The organism is Bradyrhizobium sp. UFLA05-125 (assembly GCF_059803515.1).
Genome location: NZ_JBANBJ010000057.1, coordinates 14,548 through 29,911 on the forward strand (window position 1 = coordinate 14,548; position 15,364 = coordinate 29,911).

23 protein-coding genes and 1 pseudogene are annotated in these 15,364 nt (G+C 63.5%); 11 read left to right on the forward strand and 13 right to left on the reverse strand.

Translation table 11 applies throughout. The features are described from left to right. Positions 1-4: 4 nt before the first annotated feature. Positions 5-1,231 (forward strand): lytic murein transglycosylase, encoded by a 1,227-nt coding sequence (locus SO156_RS33665; protein ID WP_498537782.1) that lies wholly within the window; start codon positions 5-7, stop codon positions 1,229-1,231. 179 nt (positions 1,232-1,410) lie between these two features. On the opposite strand, the gene SO156_RS33670 is transcribed toward SO156_RS33665, so the two are convergent. Together SO156_RS33670 and SO156_RS33675 are read right to left on the reverse strand one after the other, a co-directional pair. Further along, positions 1,411-1,692, reverse strand: coding sequence for a hypothetical protein (locus tag SO156_RS33670; protein WP_458147626.1), 282 nt, complete (start codon positions 1,690-1,692; stop codon positions 1,411-1,413). Between the two features lie 230 nt (positions 1,693-1,922). After that, complete coding sequence (locus tag SO156_RS33675) at positions 1,923-2,255, reverse strand: hypothetical protein (protein ID WP_458147625.1); 333 nt, start codon at positions 2,253-2,255, stop codon at positions 1,923-1,925. Between the two features lie 151 nt (positions 2,256-2,406). Here SO156_RS33675 and SO156_RS33680 point away from each other — a divergent pair, with 151 nt between their 5' ends. From SO156_RS33680 to bfr, 3 genes are all read left to right on the forward strand, one after another. After that, the gene (locus SO156_RS33680; protein ID WP_498537783.1) at positions 2,407-2,724 is read left to right on the forward strand and encodes a hypothetical protein; all 318 of its coding nucleotides are present in this window, start codon (positions 2,407-2,409) and stop codon (positions 2,722-2,724) included. A gap of 169 nt (positions 2,725-2,893) precedes the next feature. Beyond that, on the forward strand, positions 2,894-3,166 hold the full coding sequence (locus SO156_RS33685; protein ID WP_283040766.1) for a (2Fe-2S)-binding protein: 273 nt from the start codon (positions 2,894-2,896) through the stop codon (positions 3,164-3,166). A gap of 134 nt (positions 3,167-3,300) precedes the next feature. After that, the gene (gene bfr, locus SO156_RS33690; protein WP_027522416.1) at positions 3,301-3,789 is read left to right on the forward strand and encodes a bacterioferritin; all 489 of its coding nucleotides are present in this window, start codon (positions 3,301-3,303) and stop codon (positions 3,787-3,789) included. A gap of 225 nt (positions 3,790-4,014) precedes the next feature. Here the strand turns inward: bfr and SO156_RS33695 are convergent, their stop codons facing one another. Together SO156_RS33695 and SO156_RS33700 are read right to left on the reverse strand one after the other, a co-directional pair. Further along, positions 4,015-5,076, reverse strand: a complete 1,062-nt coding sequence (locus SO156_RS33695; RefSeq protein ID WP_498537784.1) for an alpha/beta fold hydrolase — start codon at positions 5,074-5,076, stop codon at positions 4,015-4,017. A gap of 166 nt (positions 5,077-5,242) precedes the next feature. Continuing rightward, positions 5,243-5,650, reverse strand: coding sequence for a nuclear transport factor 2 family protein (locus SO156_RS33700; protein ID WP_458147622.1), 408 nt, complete (start codon positions 5,648-5,650; stop codon positions 5,243-5,245). A gap of 142 nt (positions 5,651-5,792) precedes the next feature. Between SO156_RS33700 and SO156_RS33705 the strand changes: the two genes are divergently transcribed. From SO156_RS33705 to SO156_RS33715, 3 genes are all read left to right on the forward strand, one after another. Continuing rightward, complete coding sequence (locus tag SO156_RS33705; protein WP_498537785.1) at positions 5,793-6,485, forward strand: ArsR/SmtB family transcription factor; 693 nt, start codon at positions 5,793-5,795, stop codon at positions 6,483-6,485. 94 nt (positions 6,486-6,579) lie between these two features. Then, positions 6,580-6,846: a DUF2277 domain-containing protein gene (locus tag SO156_RS33710; RefSeq protein WP_458147620.1), complete on the forward strand. Its 267-nt coding sequence runs from the start codon at positions 6,580-6,582 to the stop codon at positions 6,844-6,846. Between the two features lie 87 nt (positions 6,847-6,933). Then, on the forward strand, positions 6,934-7,152 hold the full coding sequence (locus tag SO156_RS33715; protein ID WP_498537786.1) for a hypothetical protein: 219 nt from the start codon (positions 6,934-6,936) through the stop codon (positions 7,150-7,152). A gap of 12 nt (positions 7,153-7,164) precedes the next feature. On the opposite strand, the gene SO156_RS33720 is transcribed toward SO156_RS33715, so the two are convergent. After that, a complete protein-coding gene (locus SO156_RS33720; RefSeq protein WP_458147618.1) occupies positions 7,165-7,701 on the reverse strand; it encodes a collagen-like domain-containing protein in 537 nt (178 codons plus the stop codon). A gap of 160 nt (positions 7,702-7,861) precedes the next feature. On the opposite strand from SO156_RS33720, the gene SO156_RS33725 reads away from it, so the two are divergent. Beyond that, complete coding sequence (locus SO156_RS33725; RefSeq protein ID WP_458147617.1) at positions 7,862-8,113, forward strand: hypothetical protein; 252 nt, start codon at positions 7,862-7,864, stop codon at positions 8,111-8,113. A gap of 134 nt (positions 8,114-8,247) precedes the next feature. On the opposite strand, the gene SO156_RS33730 is transcribed toward SO156_RS33725, so the two are convergent. Further along, entirely contained in the window at positions 8,248-8,496 is a 249-nt protein-coding gene (locus SO156_RS33730; RefSeq protein ID WP_458147616.1) for a helix-turn-helix domain-containing protein, read from the reverse strand. A 183-nt stretch (positions 8,497-8,679) separates the two neighbouring features. Continuing rightward, a pseudogene (locus tag SO156_RS33735) lies at positions 8,680-9,382 on the reverse strand (SDR family NAD(P)-dependent oxidoreductase). Between the two features lie 279 nt (positions 9,383-9,661). Between SO156_RS33735 and SO156_RS33740 the strand changes: the two are divergent. Beyond that, positions 9,662-10,150: a J domain-containing protein gene (locus tag SO156_RS33740; RefSeq protein ID WP_498537787.1), complete on the forward strand. Its 489-nt coding sequence runs from the start codon at positions 9,662-9,664 to the stop codon at positions 10,148-10,150. A 4-nt stretch (positions 10,151-10,154) separates the two neighbouring features. On the opposite strand, the gene SO156_RS33745 is transcribed toward SO156_RS33740, so the two are convergent. The 4 genes from SO156_RS33745 to SO156_RS33760 all read right to left on the reverse strand — a co-directional run bounded on the left by SO156_RS33745 (position 10,155) and on the right by SO156_RS33760 (position 12,145). Next, complete coding sequence (locus tag SO156_RS33745) at positions 10,155-10,796, reverse strand: hypothetical protein (RefSeq protein WP_498537788.1); 642 nt, start codon at positions 10,794-10,796, stop codon at positions 10,155-10,157. Between the two features lie 87 nt (positions 10,797-10,883). Continuing rightward, positions 10,884-11,138, reverse strand: a complete 255-nt coding sequence (locus tag SO156_RS33750; RefSeq protein ID WP_498537789.1) for a hypothetical protein — start codon at positions 11,136-11,138, stop codon at positions 10,884-10,886. A gap of 248 nt (positions 11,139-11,386) precedes the next feature. Next, the gene (locus tag SO156_RS33755; protein ID WP_498537806.1) at positions 11,387-11,644 is read right to left on the reverse strand and encodes a hypothetical protein; all 258 of its coding nucleotides are present in this window, start codon (positions 11,642-11,644) and stop codon (positions 11,387-11,389) included. Between the two features lie 117 nt (positions 11,645-11,761). Further along, positions 11,762-12,145, reverse strand: a complete 384-nt coding sequence (locus SO156_RS33760) for a RidA family protein (protein WP_498537790.1) — start codon at positions 12,143-12,145, stop codon at positions 11,762-11,764. A 384-nt stretch (positions 12,146-12,529) separates the two neighbouring features. On the opposite strand from SO156_RS33760, the gene SO156_RS33765 reads away from it, so the two are divergent. Beyond that, on the forward strand, positions 12,530-12,964 hold the full coding sequence (locus SO156_RS33765; protein ID WP_458147423.1) for a hypothetical protein: 435 nt from the start codon (positions 12,530-12,532) through the stop codon (positions 12,962-12,964). A 103-nt stretch (positions 12,965-13,067) separates the two neighbouring features. On the opposite strand, the gene SO156_RS33770 is transcribed toward SO156_RS33765, so the two are convergent. Then, positions 13,068-13,760, reverse strand: a complete 693-nt coding sequence (locus SO156_RS33770; RefSeq protein ID WP_498537791.1) for a glutathione S-transferase family protein — start codon at positions 13,758-13,760, stop codon at positions 13,068-13,070. A 264-nt stretch (positions 13,761-14,024) separates the two neighbouring features. Then, on the reverse strand, positions 14,025-14,537 hold the full coding sequence (locus SO156_RS33775; RefSeq protein WP_498537792.1) for a mismatch-specific DNA-glycosylase: 513 nt from the start codon (positions 14,535-14,537) through the stop codon (positions 14,025-14,027). Between the two features lie 202 nt (positions 14,538-14,739). Here SO156_RS33775 and SO156_RS33780 point away from each other — a divergent pair, with 202 nt between their 5' ends. Beyond that, entirely contained in the window at positions 14,740-15,285 is a 546-nt protein-coding gene (locus SO156_RS33780) for an HD domain-containing protein (RefSeq protein ID WP_458147431.1), read from the forward strand. Positions 15,286-15,364 lie beyond the last annotated feature (79 nt).

Here is a 15,364-nt window from a genome sequence, read left to right on the forward strand (position 1 = left end):
CAGTATGATGCGGCGGACGCTCATTGCTGCGGTGATGGTGATCACCTGCTGCTGGTCGTCCGCTCATGCCGCCGACGCCGCCTTTACCCAGTTCATCGCTTCGCTCTGGCCGGAGGCGCAGGCCGCAGGCGTGTCGCGCGCGACGTTTGATCGCGAGACCGCAGGGCTCGAGCCGGATTACAAGCTGCCTGATCTGATCCTGCCGGGACGGCCCGCAACCGGCGCGCCGTCCCAGGCCGAGTTCGTGCAGGTGCCGGCTGATTACATCAAGGAAGCCTCGATCGCGCGGCTTGCCGGCGAGGGGCAGCGGCTCCTGCAGAAATATCGTGACGCGCTGACCCAAATCGAGAAGAGCTCCGGCGTGCCTGCCTCGGTCATGCTCGCGATCTGGGGACGTGAGACCGATTTTGGCCGCTACACGCTGCCTTATGATCTCGTGCGCGTGCTCGCGACGCAGGCCTATGTCGGCCGACGCAAGGACACGTACCGCAACGAGTTCATCCTCGCGCTGAAGATTCTCGGCGAGGGCGTGGTCACGCGCAAGGACATGCGGGCGTCATGGGCCGGCGCCACCGGCCTCACGCAGTTCCTGCCGTCCGAATACTACAAGCACGGCGTCGATTTCGACGGCGACGGCCGCATCGACATCTGGCATTCGGTGCCGGACGCGCTGGCCTCCGCCGCGCAGCAACTCGTCAACAAGGGCTGGCAGAGCGGCGTACGCTGGGCCTATGAGGTGCAGGCGCCGGCGAAGGTCGATTGCACCAGCGGCGTGCCGGAGGTGACGAAGCCGATTGGCCAGTGGCTGCGCGAAGGCTTTGTGCCGGTGCGCGGGCAGAAGCTGAGTACGGCTGAACTGGCGCAGCCGGCATCGCTGCTCCAGCCTGAAGGCATCTACGGCCCGTCGTTCCTGACCACGAAAAACTACTTCGTCATCAAGGAGTACAATTTCTCCGATCTCTACGTGCTGTTCGTTGGCCATCTCAGCGATCGCATGACGAGCCCGCTGCCGTTTGCGACACCCTGGTCAGCCTCGAAGCAGTTGCGAACAAAGGACGTCGAGGCGATGCAGCGCGGGCTGACGCGGATCGGGCTCTACAAGGACAAGGTCGACGGCAAGGCGGGCATGCTGACGCGCGCCGCGCTCGGCGCCTATCAGAAGTCGGCAGGGTTGAAGGTCGATTGCTGGCCTAGCGAAGAGGTGCTGCGCTCGATCCAGGCAACGCCTTAAAGCGCGATGAGATTAGGATGAATCGTCATCGCGCTTTAGGTTGTTGTGTGAGCATGATCTTTTCGGAAAACCGCTCCACACTTTTCCGGATCATGCTCTAGCGAGCACGAAAGAAAAAAGCCCGGCCGATGATTTCGGCCGGGCTTCGATCGCGGCGCGAGGTGCGCCCGTCGATCAACTCAGTAGCAGACGCGGACCGGGCGAACGACCCAGCCATAACCGTCCCAGTAACGCTGGCGCTGCCAGTAGCAGGGCGCGGGCGGCGGGGGCTCGGCCACGTAGACCGGGCCGCCATAGGCGGGGCGGCTTGCCGCGATGGCGCCGCCGACGATCGCACCGCCGATCAGCCCGGCAGCGAGGCCGGCGCCGACGCCGTCATGGGCCTTGGCGGGCGGAGTGGCGGTCACCAGCGAACCGGCGACCGTCGCAACCGTGAGGGCGGCAACTAAAGTCTTCTTCATGCTAAGGGCTCTCCTGGGAGAAGGCGCTCAAACGAGCGCCGGGTTTCAAAGGCTCACGCACACTCTGATGGAATTGGCCGTCCCGCTAGGAAGCGCGCAAATGGTCAATCCACCGTAAACGCACGCGGAGCTGTGACGAGAAAAAGCGGTCTTTTTCAGGCTTTTGGCTGAACGAAAGCCCCGCAAAAAACCGGCCGTTCCGGCACAAATCTGTGGGAAAGGTGGCCTCCTCAGCCGCAGACGCGAACGCGGCGCACGCGCCAGGCATAGCCATCCCAGAAGCGCTGCCGCTGCCAGACGCAGCCGCCGTAATAGTCGTCAGCGGCATAGCCGGGGCCCGGGCCGTAGTAGCGGGGCGGGGGCGGATAGCCGGGACCATCATAGTAACCGGGACCGGGTCCGTAGTAATACGGGGATGCCAGTGCGCCCCCGACGATGGCGCCGCCAACGATGCCGGCGGCCACGCCCGCGGCGACACCGCGCTGCGCATGGGCCGGCGCCGGCGCAAGTGCCGATGCGGCCAGTGTGGCGGCGGCAGCGAGTGCCAGGAGCGATTTCTTCATAGATTTTACCTTTCACAACGGACGCGGACGTGGTTCCGCACCCAAGGTTCCATATCCTGCTTGAATGATCAATGAACGGAATGCCCGCGGGAGGCGACGAACGCGTGCGGGAGGCGGCTCCCGCGAGGGCACGAAATCCGAGCAACAAGCCATGAACAGTCTGATGATGAGCGCCCTGATCGCTGTCGGGGCCACCTCGGTCTGCTTCGTCCTGATGACCCATGTGCAGAACCGCAGCCGGCGGCGCTCGCGCGCGGGTGCCGATGGCGGCGACAGCTACTCTGGCAGCACTGACGGCTTTTCGCTGGGAAGCTGGTTTTCCAGCGACAATTCATCGTCGTCAGTCGATAGTTCCAGCAATCCGATCGATAGCTCCTGCAGTTCCAGCAGTGACAGCGGCAGTGGTGACAGCGGCGGTAGCGACTGCGGCGGGGGCGGTGACAGCGGTGGTGGCGGAGGCGGCGACTAGGCCTGCGTTCGATTGCACCTTGATCCAGCGCAAATTGCCTCTTTAGATCCGTTCTAGGCTGAATCGCGGCTCAGTTTGGAATAGCTTCAAATACCGGTTTTTCCTTTTGCATCCGGCCGAGCCCTTAAATATCGATGATGGTGCATCACCGAAGGGCCTGCCGTTTTCCATGATCGTCTGTTCCTGTAACGTGCTGAGCGATGACGACATCCGCGCCGCCGTCGCCGATTCCGACGACGCCGTGCGACATGCCAAGCAGGTCTATGGCTGCCTCGGTTGTAGCGCCGAATGCGGACGCTGCGCGCGCACCATCAAGACCATCATCGATGAAGCTCTCGGCCCATGTGCCAAGTCCTGCTGTGCCGGCTGCCCGCACAGCCACCAGGTCGCCGCCAACGACGAGATCGTCGAGCCCGCCGAGTTCGCACTCGCAGCCTGCTGACTTCTTTTTTCTTCAATCGGCCGAGCTTATCCCCGGGTGCGACCCCGCGACGGGTTGCTCCCGTTCCAAACTTGTTTTAGATGCGTTCTAAATTCGGTTTATTACCGATGAGGCCGCAAGAGCTGGAGTGAATCATGCAGGGCGACGCGAAAGTTATCGAATATCTCAACAAGGCACTGCGTCACGAGCTCACCGCGATCAATCAATACTGGCTGCACTACCGCTTCCTCGACAATTGGGGCCTGCGCGACATGGCCAAGGTCTGGCGCAAGGAATCCATCGAGGAGATGGAGCACGCCGACAAGCTCACCGAGCGCATCCTGTTCTTCGATGGCTTCCCGAACATGCAGGTGCTCGATCCCTTGCGCATCGGCCAGAACGTCAAGGAGATCATCGATTGCGATCTCGCCGCCGAGATCAGCGCGCGCGCGCTCTACCAGGAAGCGGCCACCTACTGCCACAGCGTGAAGGACTACGTCACGCGCGACCTGTTCGAGAAGCTGATGAGTGACGAGGAGCACCACATCGACTTCCTGGAGACCCAGCTCGACCTGATCGGCCGCATCGGCCTCGAGCTCTACACCCAGAAGCACGTTGGTGGACTTGAGGGCGAGGGGCATTAGGCTCCGCACTCGCAACATGCACCGATGTCGTCCCCGCGAAGGCGGGGACCCGTAGTCACGGGCCGGTATTGTTGTGCGAGCTGGCAATTGCCAGTCTTGGTCTAGCCCGTGCGTCGATCCGTATCGTTGACGCAATAACGCCCGAGCGGCGGGCCCATGCTCAAATCATATGCGGCGCATGCGCGGCGGTTGATGCGATGCGAAATCAACGGCCGCGCGTTGCTCTCACATCGTCCGCTGCGGGGCGGTTTGGAGCAATTGCCGGAGCTGCTCGGCGTAGAACTTTGCGTTGCCGGTGGTGCCGTGGCCGCGCGTCTCCGTGCTCGCAGGGATCAGGAATAGGCGGCCGTTCTTGACCCGCTTCATCGCCGCTTCCGTAACGCCCGTCTCCGGCGGATTGCGCTCGTCGTCAGCGGCGTTGATCAGCAGCAGCGGTGCCTCGATCCGCTCCAGTCGTTCCGAAGCATCGTAGTCGTGCGAGGACTCCCACTGATAGACGAAGTCATTGGCATCCGCGGTGATTGGTGCGGCGAGCCGTTCGTCAACCATCTTGTCGGCCTTCGCCGCCGTCGGCGCCTGCGCCTGATAGGCGAGCGTCCCGCCGATGCTGGCGATGCCATAGGCGACGATGGCATATTTCATCATGCGCGGCTGGCTCGTGTAATTGCCACCGTTGTAGTCGGGATCGCTGCGGATGGTGTCGAGCATGATCCGCCGCATCATCCAGTTGCGTGATGCCATCTCGGTCGGCTGCGAGGCCATCGGCACCAGCGCATCCATGCTTTGCGGATATTTCTCGCCCCACAGCCAGGTCTGCATGCCGCCCATGGAATTGCCGATCACGAGGCGCAAGTGCTTGATGCCGAGGCCTTCCGTCACGAGGCGGTGCTGCGCCTCGACCATGTCGTCGTAATCGTACTTCGGAAAGCTCGTCTTCATTCCGTCGGACGGTTTTGACGATTTACCGTGGCCGACCGCATCGGGAATGATGATGTAATACTTGGACGCATCGAGGGGCTGTCCGGCGCCGAACAACTCGCCCGCGAAAGCCGGTGTCAGCATGCCGGCGGCCGATTGGCCGGTGCCGTGCAGCACCAGCACCGGCTGACCGGTCGGCTCGCCGATCGTGGTGTAGTGCAGTTTCAGCTCCGCCATGGTCTCACCGGTGTGGAACTTGAAATCCTTCGCGATCCAGTCGCCTTGTTTCGGAGCCGGGTAATCGGCCGCCATCGCCGGGATTGAGATGGACAGCAAAACGGCAGTAAGCATCGCGCCCGAAATCTTCATGTGTCTCTCCGCGCTGCGGCCGCCTTCATCCGGGCCGCTTCGCGGGCGATCTTATCAGCGTCACTTTGAGGATCGAGGGCGGATGCACCGCTGGCCACCAGAACATTTTCGCAATGTTGCGTCGCGCAAGTGGAATATTCGGCGGCCGGCCCAAGAGCCTGCCGGCTCATTCGTGCTTGAGAAAACCGAGTGCGTACCAGCCCCAATAAACCCTGTGGCGCTGGATCCGGCCCTTATCGATCTCCATGATCTCGACCAGCTCCATCTGGTCGCCGTCGGGAGAGACGCGTGGATATTCCCAGGTGACGATACGGCCGTCCGTGAAGAAACCTTGCTTGAAGCGCTTGCGCTGAGGCGGATTGGTCTGGAAGACGCGGGCAATGAAGCTGCGCAAATTGTCCTTGCCTTTGACGATTCCACTTGGGGTCTTCAGGAGGTGTTGGACCAGCGGGCTTTCGATGGATGCGTCATCCGCATAGAGCGCGAGCGCTGACTTGAGATCCTTGTTGCCGAGGGCTTCGTCCCACAGCTTGCAAATACGTTCGGCGTCGCTTTGGTGTGCTTCGTTGATCATGGTGTAATCCTCGGGATTCGGGGGATGTTCCCCGAGGATCGCAGGGCTGCGCCGCCAAAGTTTCACGGAATCCTGAAATGACCGCACTCTGGATGGTTGCGATGAGGCGGGGGCGCGCCCAGATCAGGGGTGGGAGTTTTTGATGATGATCGCACGAGTGTCGGTGCAATCGGGATTTTCGCGGCTCACGGAGGCTTTGAGCGATCCGGCGCGTGAGGCCATGGTGAGTGCCCTGTTCGGCGGCAAGGCCTTGCCTGCGGGCGAGCTGGCATCGCTTGCCGGCGTGTCGCCGCAGAGCGCCAGCGCGCATTTGCAGAAGCTGACGGACGCGCGCCTGCTCTCGGTGTGGCAGCAGGGCCGGTTCCGGTATTATCGGATCGCCGACGATGAGGTCGCTGGCCTGATCGAGAACCTCGTCAATCTCGCCACCAGGACCGATCATGCCGAACGAACGCGACGCATGCCGACACCGCTCCGGCAGTCGCGCACCTGCTATTGCCATCTCGCCGGCCAGCTTGGCGTGGCGCTGCTGGACGGTTTGGTGCGTCGCGAACTGATCGCGTTGCGCGGCCAGGACGGCTCTCTTACCGAGCAGGGCCTGGCCTGGTGTCGCGCCGAGGCAATCGACTTCAAGCCGGGCCGTGATCCTCACATGCGCCTCTGCAACGATTGGACCGAGCGTGTTCCGCATCTGGCGGGCCCATTTGCTAATGCGCTGCTGAAGCGGCTGGCCGAGACGCACGCGCTCGTGCCGCATCGCATTCCACGTGCGCTTCGTCTCACGCCGAAGGGGCGCGCCTTCTTCGAGCGGCTTGGCGTCCCCGTTCCGTTCTGACCCATCGTGGTGCCGATGACATCGGCGGACCCGGCATGTAGCATTGGGCTGACGCCGATCGTCCTCGAACAGAAGCGCCTTTCAGGAGGAACTTATGTGCCGCAACATCAAGACGCTGTTCAATTTCGAGCCGCCGGCGACGGAGGACGAGATCCACGCCAGCGCGCTGCAATTCGTGCGAAAACTGTCCGGCTTCAACAAGCCGTCGCAGGCCAATGAGGCGGCATTTGATCTTGCGGTGGCGGAGGTGTCGGAGGCCGCGCGACGACTCCTGACCTCGCTGCACACCCACGCGCCGGCGCGAGACCGCGCGACGGAGGCCGAGAAGGCGAAGGAGCGCTCGCGGCTGCGCTTCGGCTAGCGGCTTACGTGACCTGTCTCACGGTCGAGCACCTCGCGGCGCGCGAAGATGTTCGCCGGGGTTTTTGAGCAAACCCGGAGCATCACCATGAACCGCCCTCTGATCTCTCTGAAAGCCGGTGCCGTCATCTTCACGGCGCTGTGGACCGCCTGGATGATGTGGTGGAGCGGTTCCTACAGCAGTGCCAACTTCGTCATCCTGGCGGTCTGCGGCGCGGCGGTCGGCTATGTCTGGTACCGCGCCATGCGCTGGCAGTTCGAGCGCATGGGCATGCTGCCGCACAAGGATAACGGGTCCGCACACTAGGCGCGGCTGCGCTTATTTGTCCTTGTTGCCGTGCTTCTTCTTTTTCTTCTTTTTTCTGTGGTCGTCCTCGTCCGTCTCCTCGCTCGCGTCGCCAACGTAGATATCGGCATCGATGTCGTCCTGGACGGCGGCTTCCAGCGCCTCGCGCTCGGCGGCTTCGCGCTCGCGCTGGCGCCGCCGCTCGTCCCAGGCATCAAAGAGCTGCCCCAGCCATGGCAGCACCTGCTCGATCGAGGGCAACTGACCGGCCGGGCCGGGTTCGCCGCGCGGGCCTTGCGGACCGGCCTGTCCCTGCGGTCCGGCTGCCCCTTGCGCGCCGACAGGTCCCCGCGAACCAGCCTCGCCCGGCTTGCCTTGCGCTCCCGGTTTACCCTGCGGTCCGGCCTTACCGGCCGCCCCGGGCTTGCCCTGCGGCCCCGGCTTGCCGCGCTCACCGTCCGGGCCGCGCCGCCCGGGATGTCCCTGCGGGCCCGTTCGCCCCGGCTCGCCCTGCCGCCCACGCGGACCCTGAGGTCCCTGTCGCCCTTGCCGCCCCTGATCGTCTGCCACGCCACTACTCCTGATCGAGAAGCCCGTTAATTAGCGGCGTTTCACGACGGCAGCAATTGCGCGGGGCCGTTTTGCCGCGCTTGATCAACATCAACCAGCGGCGCGGCAAGCCATGGCATTGGATCGGCTGCGCGAGATTACCCCCCAAGCGGAGCCGTTGATGACCGCGGCATGGAAGATGCTCTTGCTGTTCATGCTGGTGTTCGCGATTGCCGCCGGGCTCGAGCAGGTCCTCGTGCCGGGCATCGTTCCGATCGCCTTTGCCGAAGAGCCGCAACCCTCCTGGGCGGTCATGACCGCCTTCCTGCTGCGCGCGATCGAGCTGACCGCGGCTTTCGTCGCGGCGCTGTCGCTCGCGATCGCGCTTGGCGTGACGCTCAGGAGATGGTGGCGCCGCCGCGCCGCGTCCTAAAGCGCGATGATGCCCATCGCACTTGAGGTCAGGGTCTCGAGTATGGTCCGCGCGCAAACGCGTTCCGCGTATGTCGCGACGGAAAACTGCTTCACGCTTTGCACTGACGCGGCCCTTCGGGTCCGGATCGTGCTCTAATCGTGATAGGCGGGCACGTCGATGCCTTCGGCTGCGTAGATCCGGATCTTGTTGCGCAGCGTGCGCACGGAGAGGCCGAGCACGCGCGCGGCGCGTGTGCGGTTGCCGTCGCAGCGGGCGAGCGTCTGGAGCACGAGCTCGCGCTCGATCTCGCCGACAGTCGACCCGATCAGGAGCGGAACGATTTCATTGGGGGAAAGAAGCTGCATAGCCGACGCGGACGCAGCAGAGTGAACAATGGTCATCAACACACCTCCCGACCAACGCCCGCTTCCATCGTTGAAAGCGGATCGAGAACAAACGACCCCCAAGCCGTAGTTCTACGGTGGTCGGGTTTGGTTAACGGATGGTTAACAACGACGGAATGCACCAGATGACCTTGGGATAACCGCAAAGTGGCCGCCATTGGCACAAGCTGCGTAGCCCGCTCACACGGTCCTGTAGCCGCCGTCGACCATCAAGATCGAGCCGGTGACGTAGGCCGACAGATCAGACGCCAGGAAGATCGCTGGGCCGACGATGTCCTCGGGCTTGCCGGTGCGCCCGAGTGGGGTGTGATCGAGGAAGGCCTGCACCAGCGCCGTATTGGTGGCGCGCACCTGGGCATTCAGCGGTGTCTCGATGAAGCCCGGTCCGATGGCGTTGACGCGCACACCTTCCTTGCCGAGCTCGGCGTGCGCAGATGCACGAAGGACTGGATCGAGCCGATATTGACGATGCTGCCTTTTGTGGCCCGCAGCGGCGCGAGATAAGCCTGCGTCATGTTGAAGACGCCGTTGAGATTGAGCGAGATGATGTCCTGCCAGTCCTTCGCGACGGCTTCGGTGTCCGCGGTGAAAGCGTTGCGGCGGGTGATGCCGGCATTGTTGACGAGGATCGAGACCTGCCCGATCTTTTCGGCAACTTCCTTTGCCAGTGCAAAGCAGGCGTCGCGGCTGGTGATGTCGAGGGCAAAACTGTCGGCGGTTCCTCCGGCGCTGCGGATCTCGTCCGCGGTGTCTGCCGCCGCGCCCGCGTTGATGTCGAACAGCACGACGGGCGCCCCTTCGCACGCGTAGCCTGTCGCGATCGCGCGGCCGATGCCGGATCCTGCGCCGGTGATGACTGCGACTGGTTGGCGAGCAGGGACATGGCGCTTCCTCGACTGCTTTTCTTGTGTTGCCGACAAGCTAATTCAAAACCGAACCAATCGAAACGCCAAGCTACCTTTGCGCGTTGCTGTCATCCCGTTTTGGATGCCGCGCGATCCGCGATGCGCCGATCAGGCCTCATTGAGGAGGCCGACGCCGGCAAGATGCGCGGAAATTCCCGCCGGATTCGTGTCGAAGTTTCGCGAAAGGCTAACCCGAAATTAAGACGTCGGAAACGCCGCGCTTGGCATACTCGCTTTCGTTGCTAAGTGTTGCGCACATGATGGACCGGATTGAATCCTGGAAGTTGGCCCTCGAACGTTTGCGGACCGCCCACACCGTCGACTGGGACGAGGCGGGCCGGCTTGCAGCCGAAATCGCGCGTGCAAGCACCGACACGACGCTGCGCCAGGCGGCCGAGCAGGCGATTCCGATCCTGCGTCAGGCAGCCCATGACGGGCAAGCCCACGACATTACGGTCGCGGCGCAGCGTCGCCTCGGTGTCGTGCTCGAGGTGATCCACGGCCTGACCGCGCCGCGCTTCGGCCGCCGCAACGCGTTGCCGAAGAAGCTCACCAACGAAGAACGCGCGCGCCGCACGCTCGGCCTGCCGCTCGCGGTTCAGCTCACCTGCGACGACATCCACCAGGCCTATCGCCGTCTCGCCAAGACCATGCATCCCGACCGCGGCGGCAGCGAGCAGGCCTTCCTCGACCTCGCCGCCGCGCGGGACATCTTGATCCACCCCGGCGCGCACAAGGACGCATGAGGCGTCAGCTTCTGTTCACGCAGCTTGGATAAGGCGCCTTCTCGCCCGCGACGATCGGGCAGAGGTCGATCGGACGCAGCTCGCGCAGGCGTGCCGGCCATTTCTCGTCGTCGAGCGGCGGCTTGCCGGAGGCGGGGCCGCGCTCGGCCCATTGAATGGTGTAGTAGTCGGCTTCGCCCTTCAGCGTGATCAGCAGCGCGGTTTCGCTGTGGCGCTCAGGGCTGGTGTCGACGCTGCCGCAGCCGATCACGGCGATGAATGCATCGGAGCCGCCGAATTTTGTGGTGCCGAGCGCTTTTGCGGCAAAACTCTCGGGGCAGGCGGATTTGAAGCCGCCGGCGATGTTGCCGGCGAATTTTTCCGGGGTAAGGCCCGGATTGCCGGAAACACCTTTCTCGCCGGTGACCGTGATCATCTGGCTCCAGGCTTGCGCGCTCTCGCCCTTGAGCGCGGCCTCGCGGATATAGTGACCGCCCTTGGTGTTCTCGAACACCGCGGCAAAATTCGACGGCATGTCAAAGCTGACAAGCTGGCTGAAGATCGGCGAGATCACGCGGAAGGATTGCAAGGTCTGCGCTTGCGCCGGCATCGCCAACCCCAGAAGCGACAGTCCGAGAACTGCAGCCTTCGCCATTACAATGCGCATCAAGCTTGTCCCCCTTGTCAAAACGCAGAGGGCAAGGACGCGGCTCGCGCCCTTGCCCCTTCGAAAGGTTCGCCGATCGACGAAAGCTTAGAGGGTGCAGTGACCCTTCTTCAGCGCATGCTCCTTCAGTGCGAGCGCGTCGACGAAGGTCGGAACGGAGCCGCTGACGCGATGATAGTCGGACGGCCACGGCGTGGTCGGAAGGCTCTCGTCCCAGATCTGGCAGATGCCGGTGTTCTGCCAGCGGATCAGGTGATAGCCGGCGGCTTCAGCGGGGCTGGTGGCAACGAAGGCAGCAGCAGCAATGCCGACAGCGGCACACAGCATGGAAAAACGACGCATGGATAGCTCCTCAAATGAAAGATGTGATGCTCCTCCCGACAATGTCTGGGGAGGCTGGTGCGGGCCGCTTGGGGAGTGCAGCCCGGACAACAGGTGAGTAGTTCCCTGGCCGAAACAGGTTCAAAGCCGGGCGCGTGGAAATCGCAGGAATTGGGCTGGAAAATGAGGGCTAACCGCCCGTGCAATGAAAAGGCGGATGACGCCGTCAGCGCATCCGCCCCGCAAGATCGATGATCTCTGCTTTCCGCTTACAGCGTGCAGCGGCGCTCGGCCCGCAGCTTGAGCTGCACGTCATTGGCGGCGGTGAACGTCGGCAATGATTTGCTGACCACCTTGTAGGTCGACGGCCACTCTGTCGGCTTGTAGCGCAGGTCCTCGTTCCAGATCTGGCAAATGCCGGTGTTGTCCCAGCGGATCACATAGTAGCCGACCTTGGCAGATGCCGGCACGGCAAAGACCGACGAGGCGATGCCGGCGACGGCACAAACAGCAAGAACGCGACGCATTGAAATTTTATCCCCTTGTTGACGCGTGAAGTCCGCAAAACTCGTGCGGCAAAAGCGGCCCCGTTGCAAGCCGATGCTGCCGTCGTTCACGTATATGTCAGTTGCGACGCGTTCGTGTCACTTCGCCAGCGACGCCACCGCTTCGATCTCGATCAGCATCCTCGGGTCCGGCAGCGCGTGGACTACACAGGTGGTGCGCGCCGGATAGGGCGGTGGGCCGAACGCGCCGGCATAGAGCGCATTCATCGGTGCGACATCGGAGGCGCGGGTCAGCAGCACATTGACCTTGGCGAGATCGTGTACCGTCGCGCCTGCTTCCGTCAGCACCCGCTTGATGTTGATGACGACGTTGGCGAACTGCGCCTCAAAACCCTCGGGCAGCGCGCCATGGGCGTCGAAGCCGGGAATGCCCGAGATGAACAGGAGATCGCCGACGCGGGTGGCAAAGGACAGCGGCGGCGCCTTGACGTGCGGCGGCGGTGCGAAATGCTGGATCGGCATGGGTCACCTCGTGTCATGGAGAGTCGCGTAGCCCGCATGAGCGTAGCGACATGCGGGATTTCATCAAGATCCCGGATATCGCTTCGCTCATCCGGGGGAGGCGGCTCGCCCTGCTCCGACAAAATGTCGAAAACAACCCCATGCAAAGTAGAAATGGACGAAAAGGTGCCATTCGGGAAGACCGAAAAGGCGGTTGACACGTCGGGCAAATCACCAGCACAATTCCACAGTGGCGTTCCGTCCTCCTCTCCCCACCCACGGCGAGAGGGGCGCACCATGCGCGCTGCTGTCGCCTGCCGAACATTTTGCCGCCGCGATCCATCGGATAGATTCGCGCGTCCTGATTCGCTTATCCCCTGCCAACCATTTTTCGGAGTCGCCCTCATGAAGTTCGCATCCACCCTCCGCGCCGCGCTCGTCGCCGTCATCGCCTTCGCCGGCCTCTCCACCGCCGCGCGGGCCGACAGTGGCTTCGTGACGCTGACGATCTACAAGGCGGGCTGGATCATCGGCGGCTCGGGCGGCTCGGGCGTGCTCAACTTCCGCGGCCGCGCCTATCCGCTCTCGACCGGCGGCCTCGACTACGGCCTCGTGTTCGGCGGCTCCAAGACCGTGCTGCGCGGCCGCGTCTCCAACATCTTCCGCCCCTCCGATGTCGCCGGGGTCTACGGCGCCGCCGGTGCCGGCCTCGCGGTGGGCGCCGGCGCCCGCGCCATCGTGCTGACCAACCAGAAGGGCGCCGTGCTGGAGCTCTCCGGCACGCAAGTAGGCCTGATGGCGAACGCGGACCTCAGCGGTCTTGCGATCACGATGCGGTAGACGAGGTGCGTAGGGTGGGCAAAGGCGCGAAGCGCCGTGCCCACCATCTTTCCTTGACTGAGACAGAAGTGGTGGGCACGCTTTGCTTTGCCCACCCTACGAGCTACGAACCGACCGCCGCATGAATCCGCTCGCAATGCGCGACGAGATTCTCGTGCGCATCGACGAACGCCTTCAGCGGCGTCGGGATCGGGAAGAAGTGGATGTTAGCGAGAAAGCCGTAGATGCCGGCATCGACGCTGGTCGGCGCCGGCCCGTGCACGAAACCCTGCGCAGGCACGATCTCGGCCAGCACCTCGAGATCGGCGAGCCCCCGCGCATAGGCCTGGTCAGGCGTGTAGCGGCCGATGCCCTGAAAATAATAGCGCTGCGCGTTGTACGCCTTCGCCTTCTCCAGCCCCTCCGCATCCACTTTCGGATGTTGCGTCATGAACGCGTCGCAAAACGCCCCGACATAGCGCTCGTCCTTCCAGCGCGAATACGACATCACCCAGTAGAGATCATCCAACATGCGCGTGACGAGGAGATTGGTCCGACGCTGTTCCGGTGAGAGGCCGGCATCGATGGTCAGCCGATACTTCGCGATTGCGTGCGCGATGATCGTCTCGCTGTCGCCGATCGTCTCGCCGTCGTCGACGACATAGGGCAGCTGCCCGCGCGGCGCGGCGGAGGCATCGAACACATGCTCGTGCACGAACGGCACGCCCGCGAGCTTCAGGAACGCGTAGACCTTGAGGCCATAGCCGTTGTTGTCGGCGACGCCGAAGAGTTGAGGGTAGGAATAGAGGGTCAGCATGGGTGCAAGCTCTCCATCGATCCGCGGAGCGAGATACACGAGATGCGCAACGCGGGAGCAAAGCTACGTGGCATTTTGACAGCATTGCGTTGCCAAATCCACAGGTGTCGTCCCGGCGAAGGCCGGGACCCATACCGCGGGATTTATCGACTGCGGGTGGCAGGAGTACCGGGCGACGAATCTTCGCCAAACCGCTCCCTGGGGTTATGGGTCCCGGCCTTCGCCGGGACGACGCCGAGTGTGGGGTGCTATTCCGAACCCACCCTAAGCAGCGATCCACGCCGCAAGCTCGCGCCAAGGCTCCAACGTCCAATGGCCGGATGCGGCGCCGGACGGGGAGGTGAGGACGAACACGTCGGGAAATTGCCCATCAGCCTGCTGCCGCCCGAGCGAGATCATCGCGGACGGCTTTCCGTAGAACAGGCTCGCAGCCTTCTTGCTCGTGAACGCGATCGTCTTCGGACGATATTTCTTCATCTTGCTCCGAAACCCCGCCACGTCGATCGTTTCAGCCTCGATCTGGTGATCCATCCCAGCGCCGGACTTGGAGAGATCGGTGAAGCCGATCCCGAGTTCGAGCAGCGCCGCGAACTCGCCCGGCTGATAACGCCGCGGCGTGATGCCGGCTTCATGGATCGCGCGCCAGAAGCGGTTGCCGGGATGGGCGTAGTAGTGCCCGAGTTGGGCTGAGCGCGTGCTGGCGGCGGTGCCGACGAAGACCAGGCGAAGATTGGCGCGAAGCTGGTCGGGGAGGCGGTGGAAGGCGGTCACGGGCAAATCAGAGGTCCATAGGTTTTGTAGCCCGCATGAGCGTCAGCGATAATGCGGGGTGGCAGCGAATCCCGGATATCGCTTCGCTCATCCGGGCTACGCTTGCTGTCGGACATCGAAGGGGCCAATGAAACTCGCATGCGGCGGGCGAGCCGGCGGCTCGGACCGACGGCTACCATTTCTACCCTTCGTATCCTATACCTCGGTGATGAACCGTGAAGAATTGGCTGCCGCCTATGCGGCACCCGGCCGCCACTATCACAACCTCGCGCACATAGAGGACTGTCTCGCTGCGCTGGCGCAGGTGGAAGCGCTCTCAGTGCGCGAGCGCGAGATCCTGACGGAGGCGATCTGGTGGCACGACGTCGTCTACGATCCGACCCGATCGGATAACGAAGAGCTCAGCGCCCAACTGGCCGAACGGCACGTCGGCGCCGATATCAGCCTCGAAGTCGGCCGCTTGATCCGCCTGACGAAAACGCACGAGGTCAAGGCGGATGATCGCCTTGGCGCGATCCTGATCGCGATCGACCTCAGCATCCTCGGCGCAGAGCCTGCACGCTACGATGCCTATGCCGCCGCCATCCGGCAGGAGTTCATCCACGTCAGCGATGCCGACTATCGCGCCGGCCGCGCCAGGGTGCTTCGCCGGTTTGCCGCCCGCCCGGTCATCTATCCCGATGCCGGCTTCGCCGCGAAGTACGATCGGCGCGCCCGCGACAATCTCGCGCGTGAATTGGCGTCGTTGAGCTGAAGCAGCGGCGCTCTCACCCGGGTGCATCTCTTTAGGTGGTTAAACAGAAAGCCGGGCTTTCGCCCGGCCTCTTCACTTT

What these genes read in the sequence shown, in the direction of transcription:
- SO156_RS33665 (WP_498537782.1), top strand. Translation starts at nt 5, where the DNA reads ATGATGCGGCGGACGCTCATTGCTGCGGTGATGGTGATCACCTGCTGC.
- SO156_RS33670 (WP_458147626.1), bottom strand. Translation starts at nt 1,692, where the DNA reads ATGAAGAAGACTTTAGTTGCCGCCCTCACGGTTGCGACGGTCGCCGGT.
- SO156_RS33675 (WP_458147625.1), bottom strand. Translation starts at nt 2,255, where the DNA reads ATGAAGAAATCGCTCCTGGCACTCGCTGCCGCCGCCACACTGGCCGCA.
- SO156_RS33680 (WP_498537783.1), top strand. Translation starts at nt 2,407, where the DNA reads ATGAACAGTCTGATGATGAGCGCCCTGATCGCTGTCGGGGCCACCTCG.
- SO156_RS33685 (WP_283040766.1), top strand. Translation starts at nt 2,894, where the DNA reads ATGATCGTCTGTTCCTGTAACGTGCTGAGCGATGACGACATCCGCGCC.
- bfr (WP_027522416.1), top strand. Translation starts at nt 3,301, where the DNA reads ATGCAGGGCGACGCGAAAGTTATCGAATATCTCAACAAGGCACTGCGT.
- SO156_RS33695 (WP_498537784.1), bottom strand. Translation starts at nt 5,076, where the DNA reads ATGAAGATTTCGGGCGCGATGCTTACTGCCGTTTTGCTGTCCATCTCA.
- SO156_RS33700 (WP_458147622.1), bottom strand. Translation starts at nt 5,650, where the DNA reads ATGATCAACGAAGCACACCAAAGCGACGCCGAACGTATTTGCAAGCTG.
- SO156_RS33705 (WP_498537785.1), top strand. Translation starts at nt 5,793, where the DNA reads ATGATGATCGCACGAGTGTCGGTGCAATCGGGATTTTCGCGGCTCACG.
- SO156_RS33710 (WP_458147620.1), top strand. Translation starts at nt 6,580, where the DNA reads ATGTGCCGCAACATCAAGACGCTGTTCAATTTCGAGCCGCCGGCGACG.
- SO156_RS33715 (WP_498537786.1), top strand. Translation starts at nt 6,934, where the DNA reads ATGAACCGCCCTCTGATCTCTCTGAAAGCCGGTGCCGTCATCTTCACG.
- SO156_RS33725 (WP_458147617.1), top strand. Translation starts at nt 7,862, where the DNA reads ATGACCGCGGCATGGAAGATGCTCTTGCTGTTCATGCTGGTGTTCGCG.
- SO156_RS33730 (WP_458147616.1), bottom strand. Translation starts at nt 8,496, where the DNA reads ATGACCATTGTTCACTCTGCTGCGTCCGCGTCGGCTATGCAGCTTCTT.
- SO156_RS33740 (WP_498537787.1), top strand. Translation starts at nt 9,662, where the DNA reads ATGATGGACCGGATTGAATCCTGGAAGTTGGCCCTCGAACGTTTGCGG.
- SO156_RS33745 (WP_498537788.1), bottom strand. Translation starts at nt 10,796, where the DNA reads ATGCGCATTGTAATGGCGAAGGCTGCAGTTCTCGGACTGTCGCTTCTG.
- SO156_RS33750 (WP_498537789.1), bottom strand. Translation starts at nt 11,138, where the DNA reads ATGCGTCGTTTTTCCATGCTGTGTGCCGCTGTCGGCATTGCTGCTGCT.
- SO156_RS33755 (WP_498537806.1), bottom strand. Translation starts at nt 11,644, where the DNA reads ATGCGTCGCGTTCTTGCTGTTTGTGCCGTCGCCGGCATCGCCTCGTCG.
- SO156_RS33760 (WP_498537790.1), bottom strand. Translation starts at nt 12,145, where the DNA reads ATGCCGATCCAGCATTTCGCACCGCCGCCGCACGTCAAGGCGCCGCCG.
- SO156_RS33765 (WP_458147423.1), top strand. Translation starts at nt 12,530, where the DNA reads ATGAAGTTCGCATCCACCCTCCGCGCCGCGCTCGTCGCCGTCATCGCC.
- SO156_RS33770 (WP_498537791.1), bottom strand. Translation starts at nt 13,760, where the DNA reads ATGCTGACCCTCTATTCCTACCCTCAACTCTTCGGCGTCGCCGACAAC.
- SO156_RS33780 (WP_458147431.1), top strand. Translation starts at nt 14,740, where the DNA reads ATGAACCGTGAAGAATTGGCTGCCGCCTATGCGGCACCCGGCCGCCAC.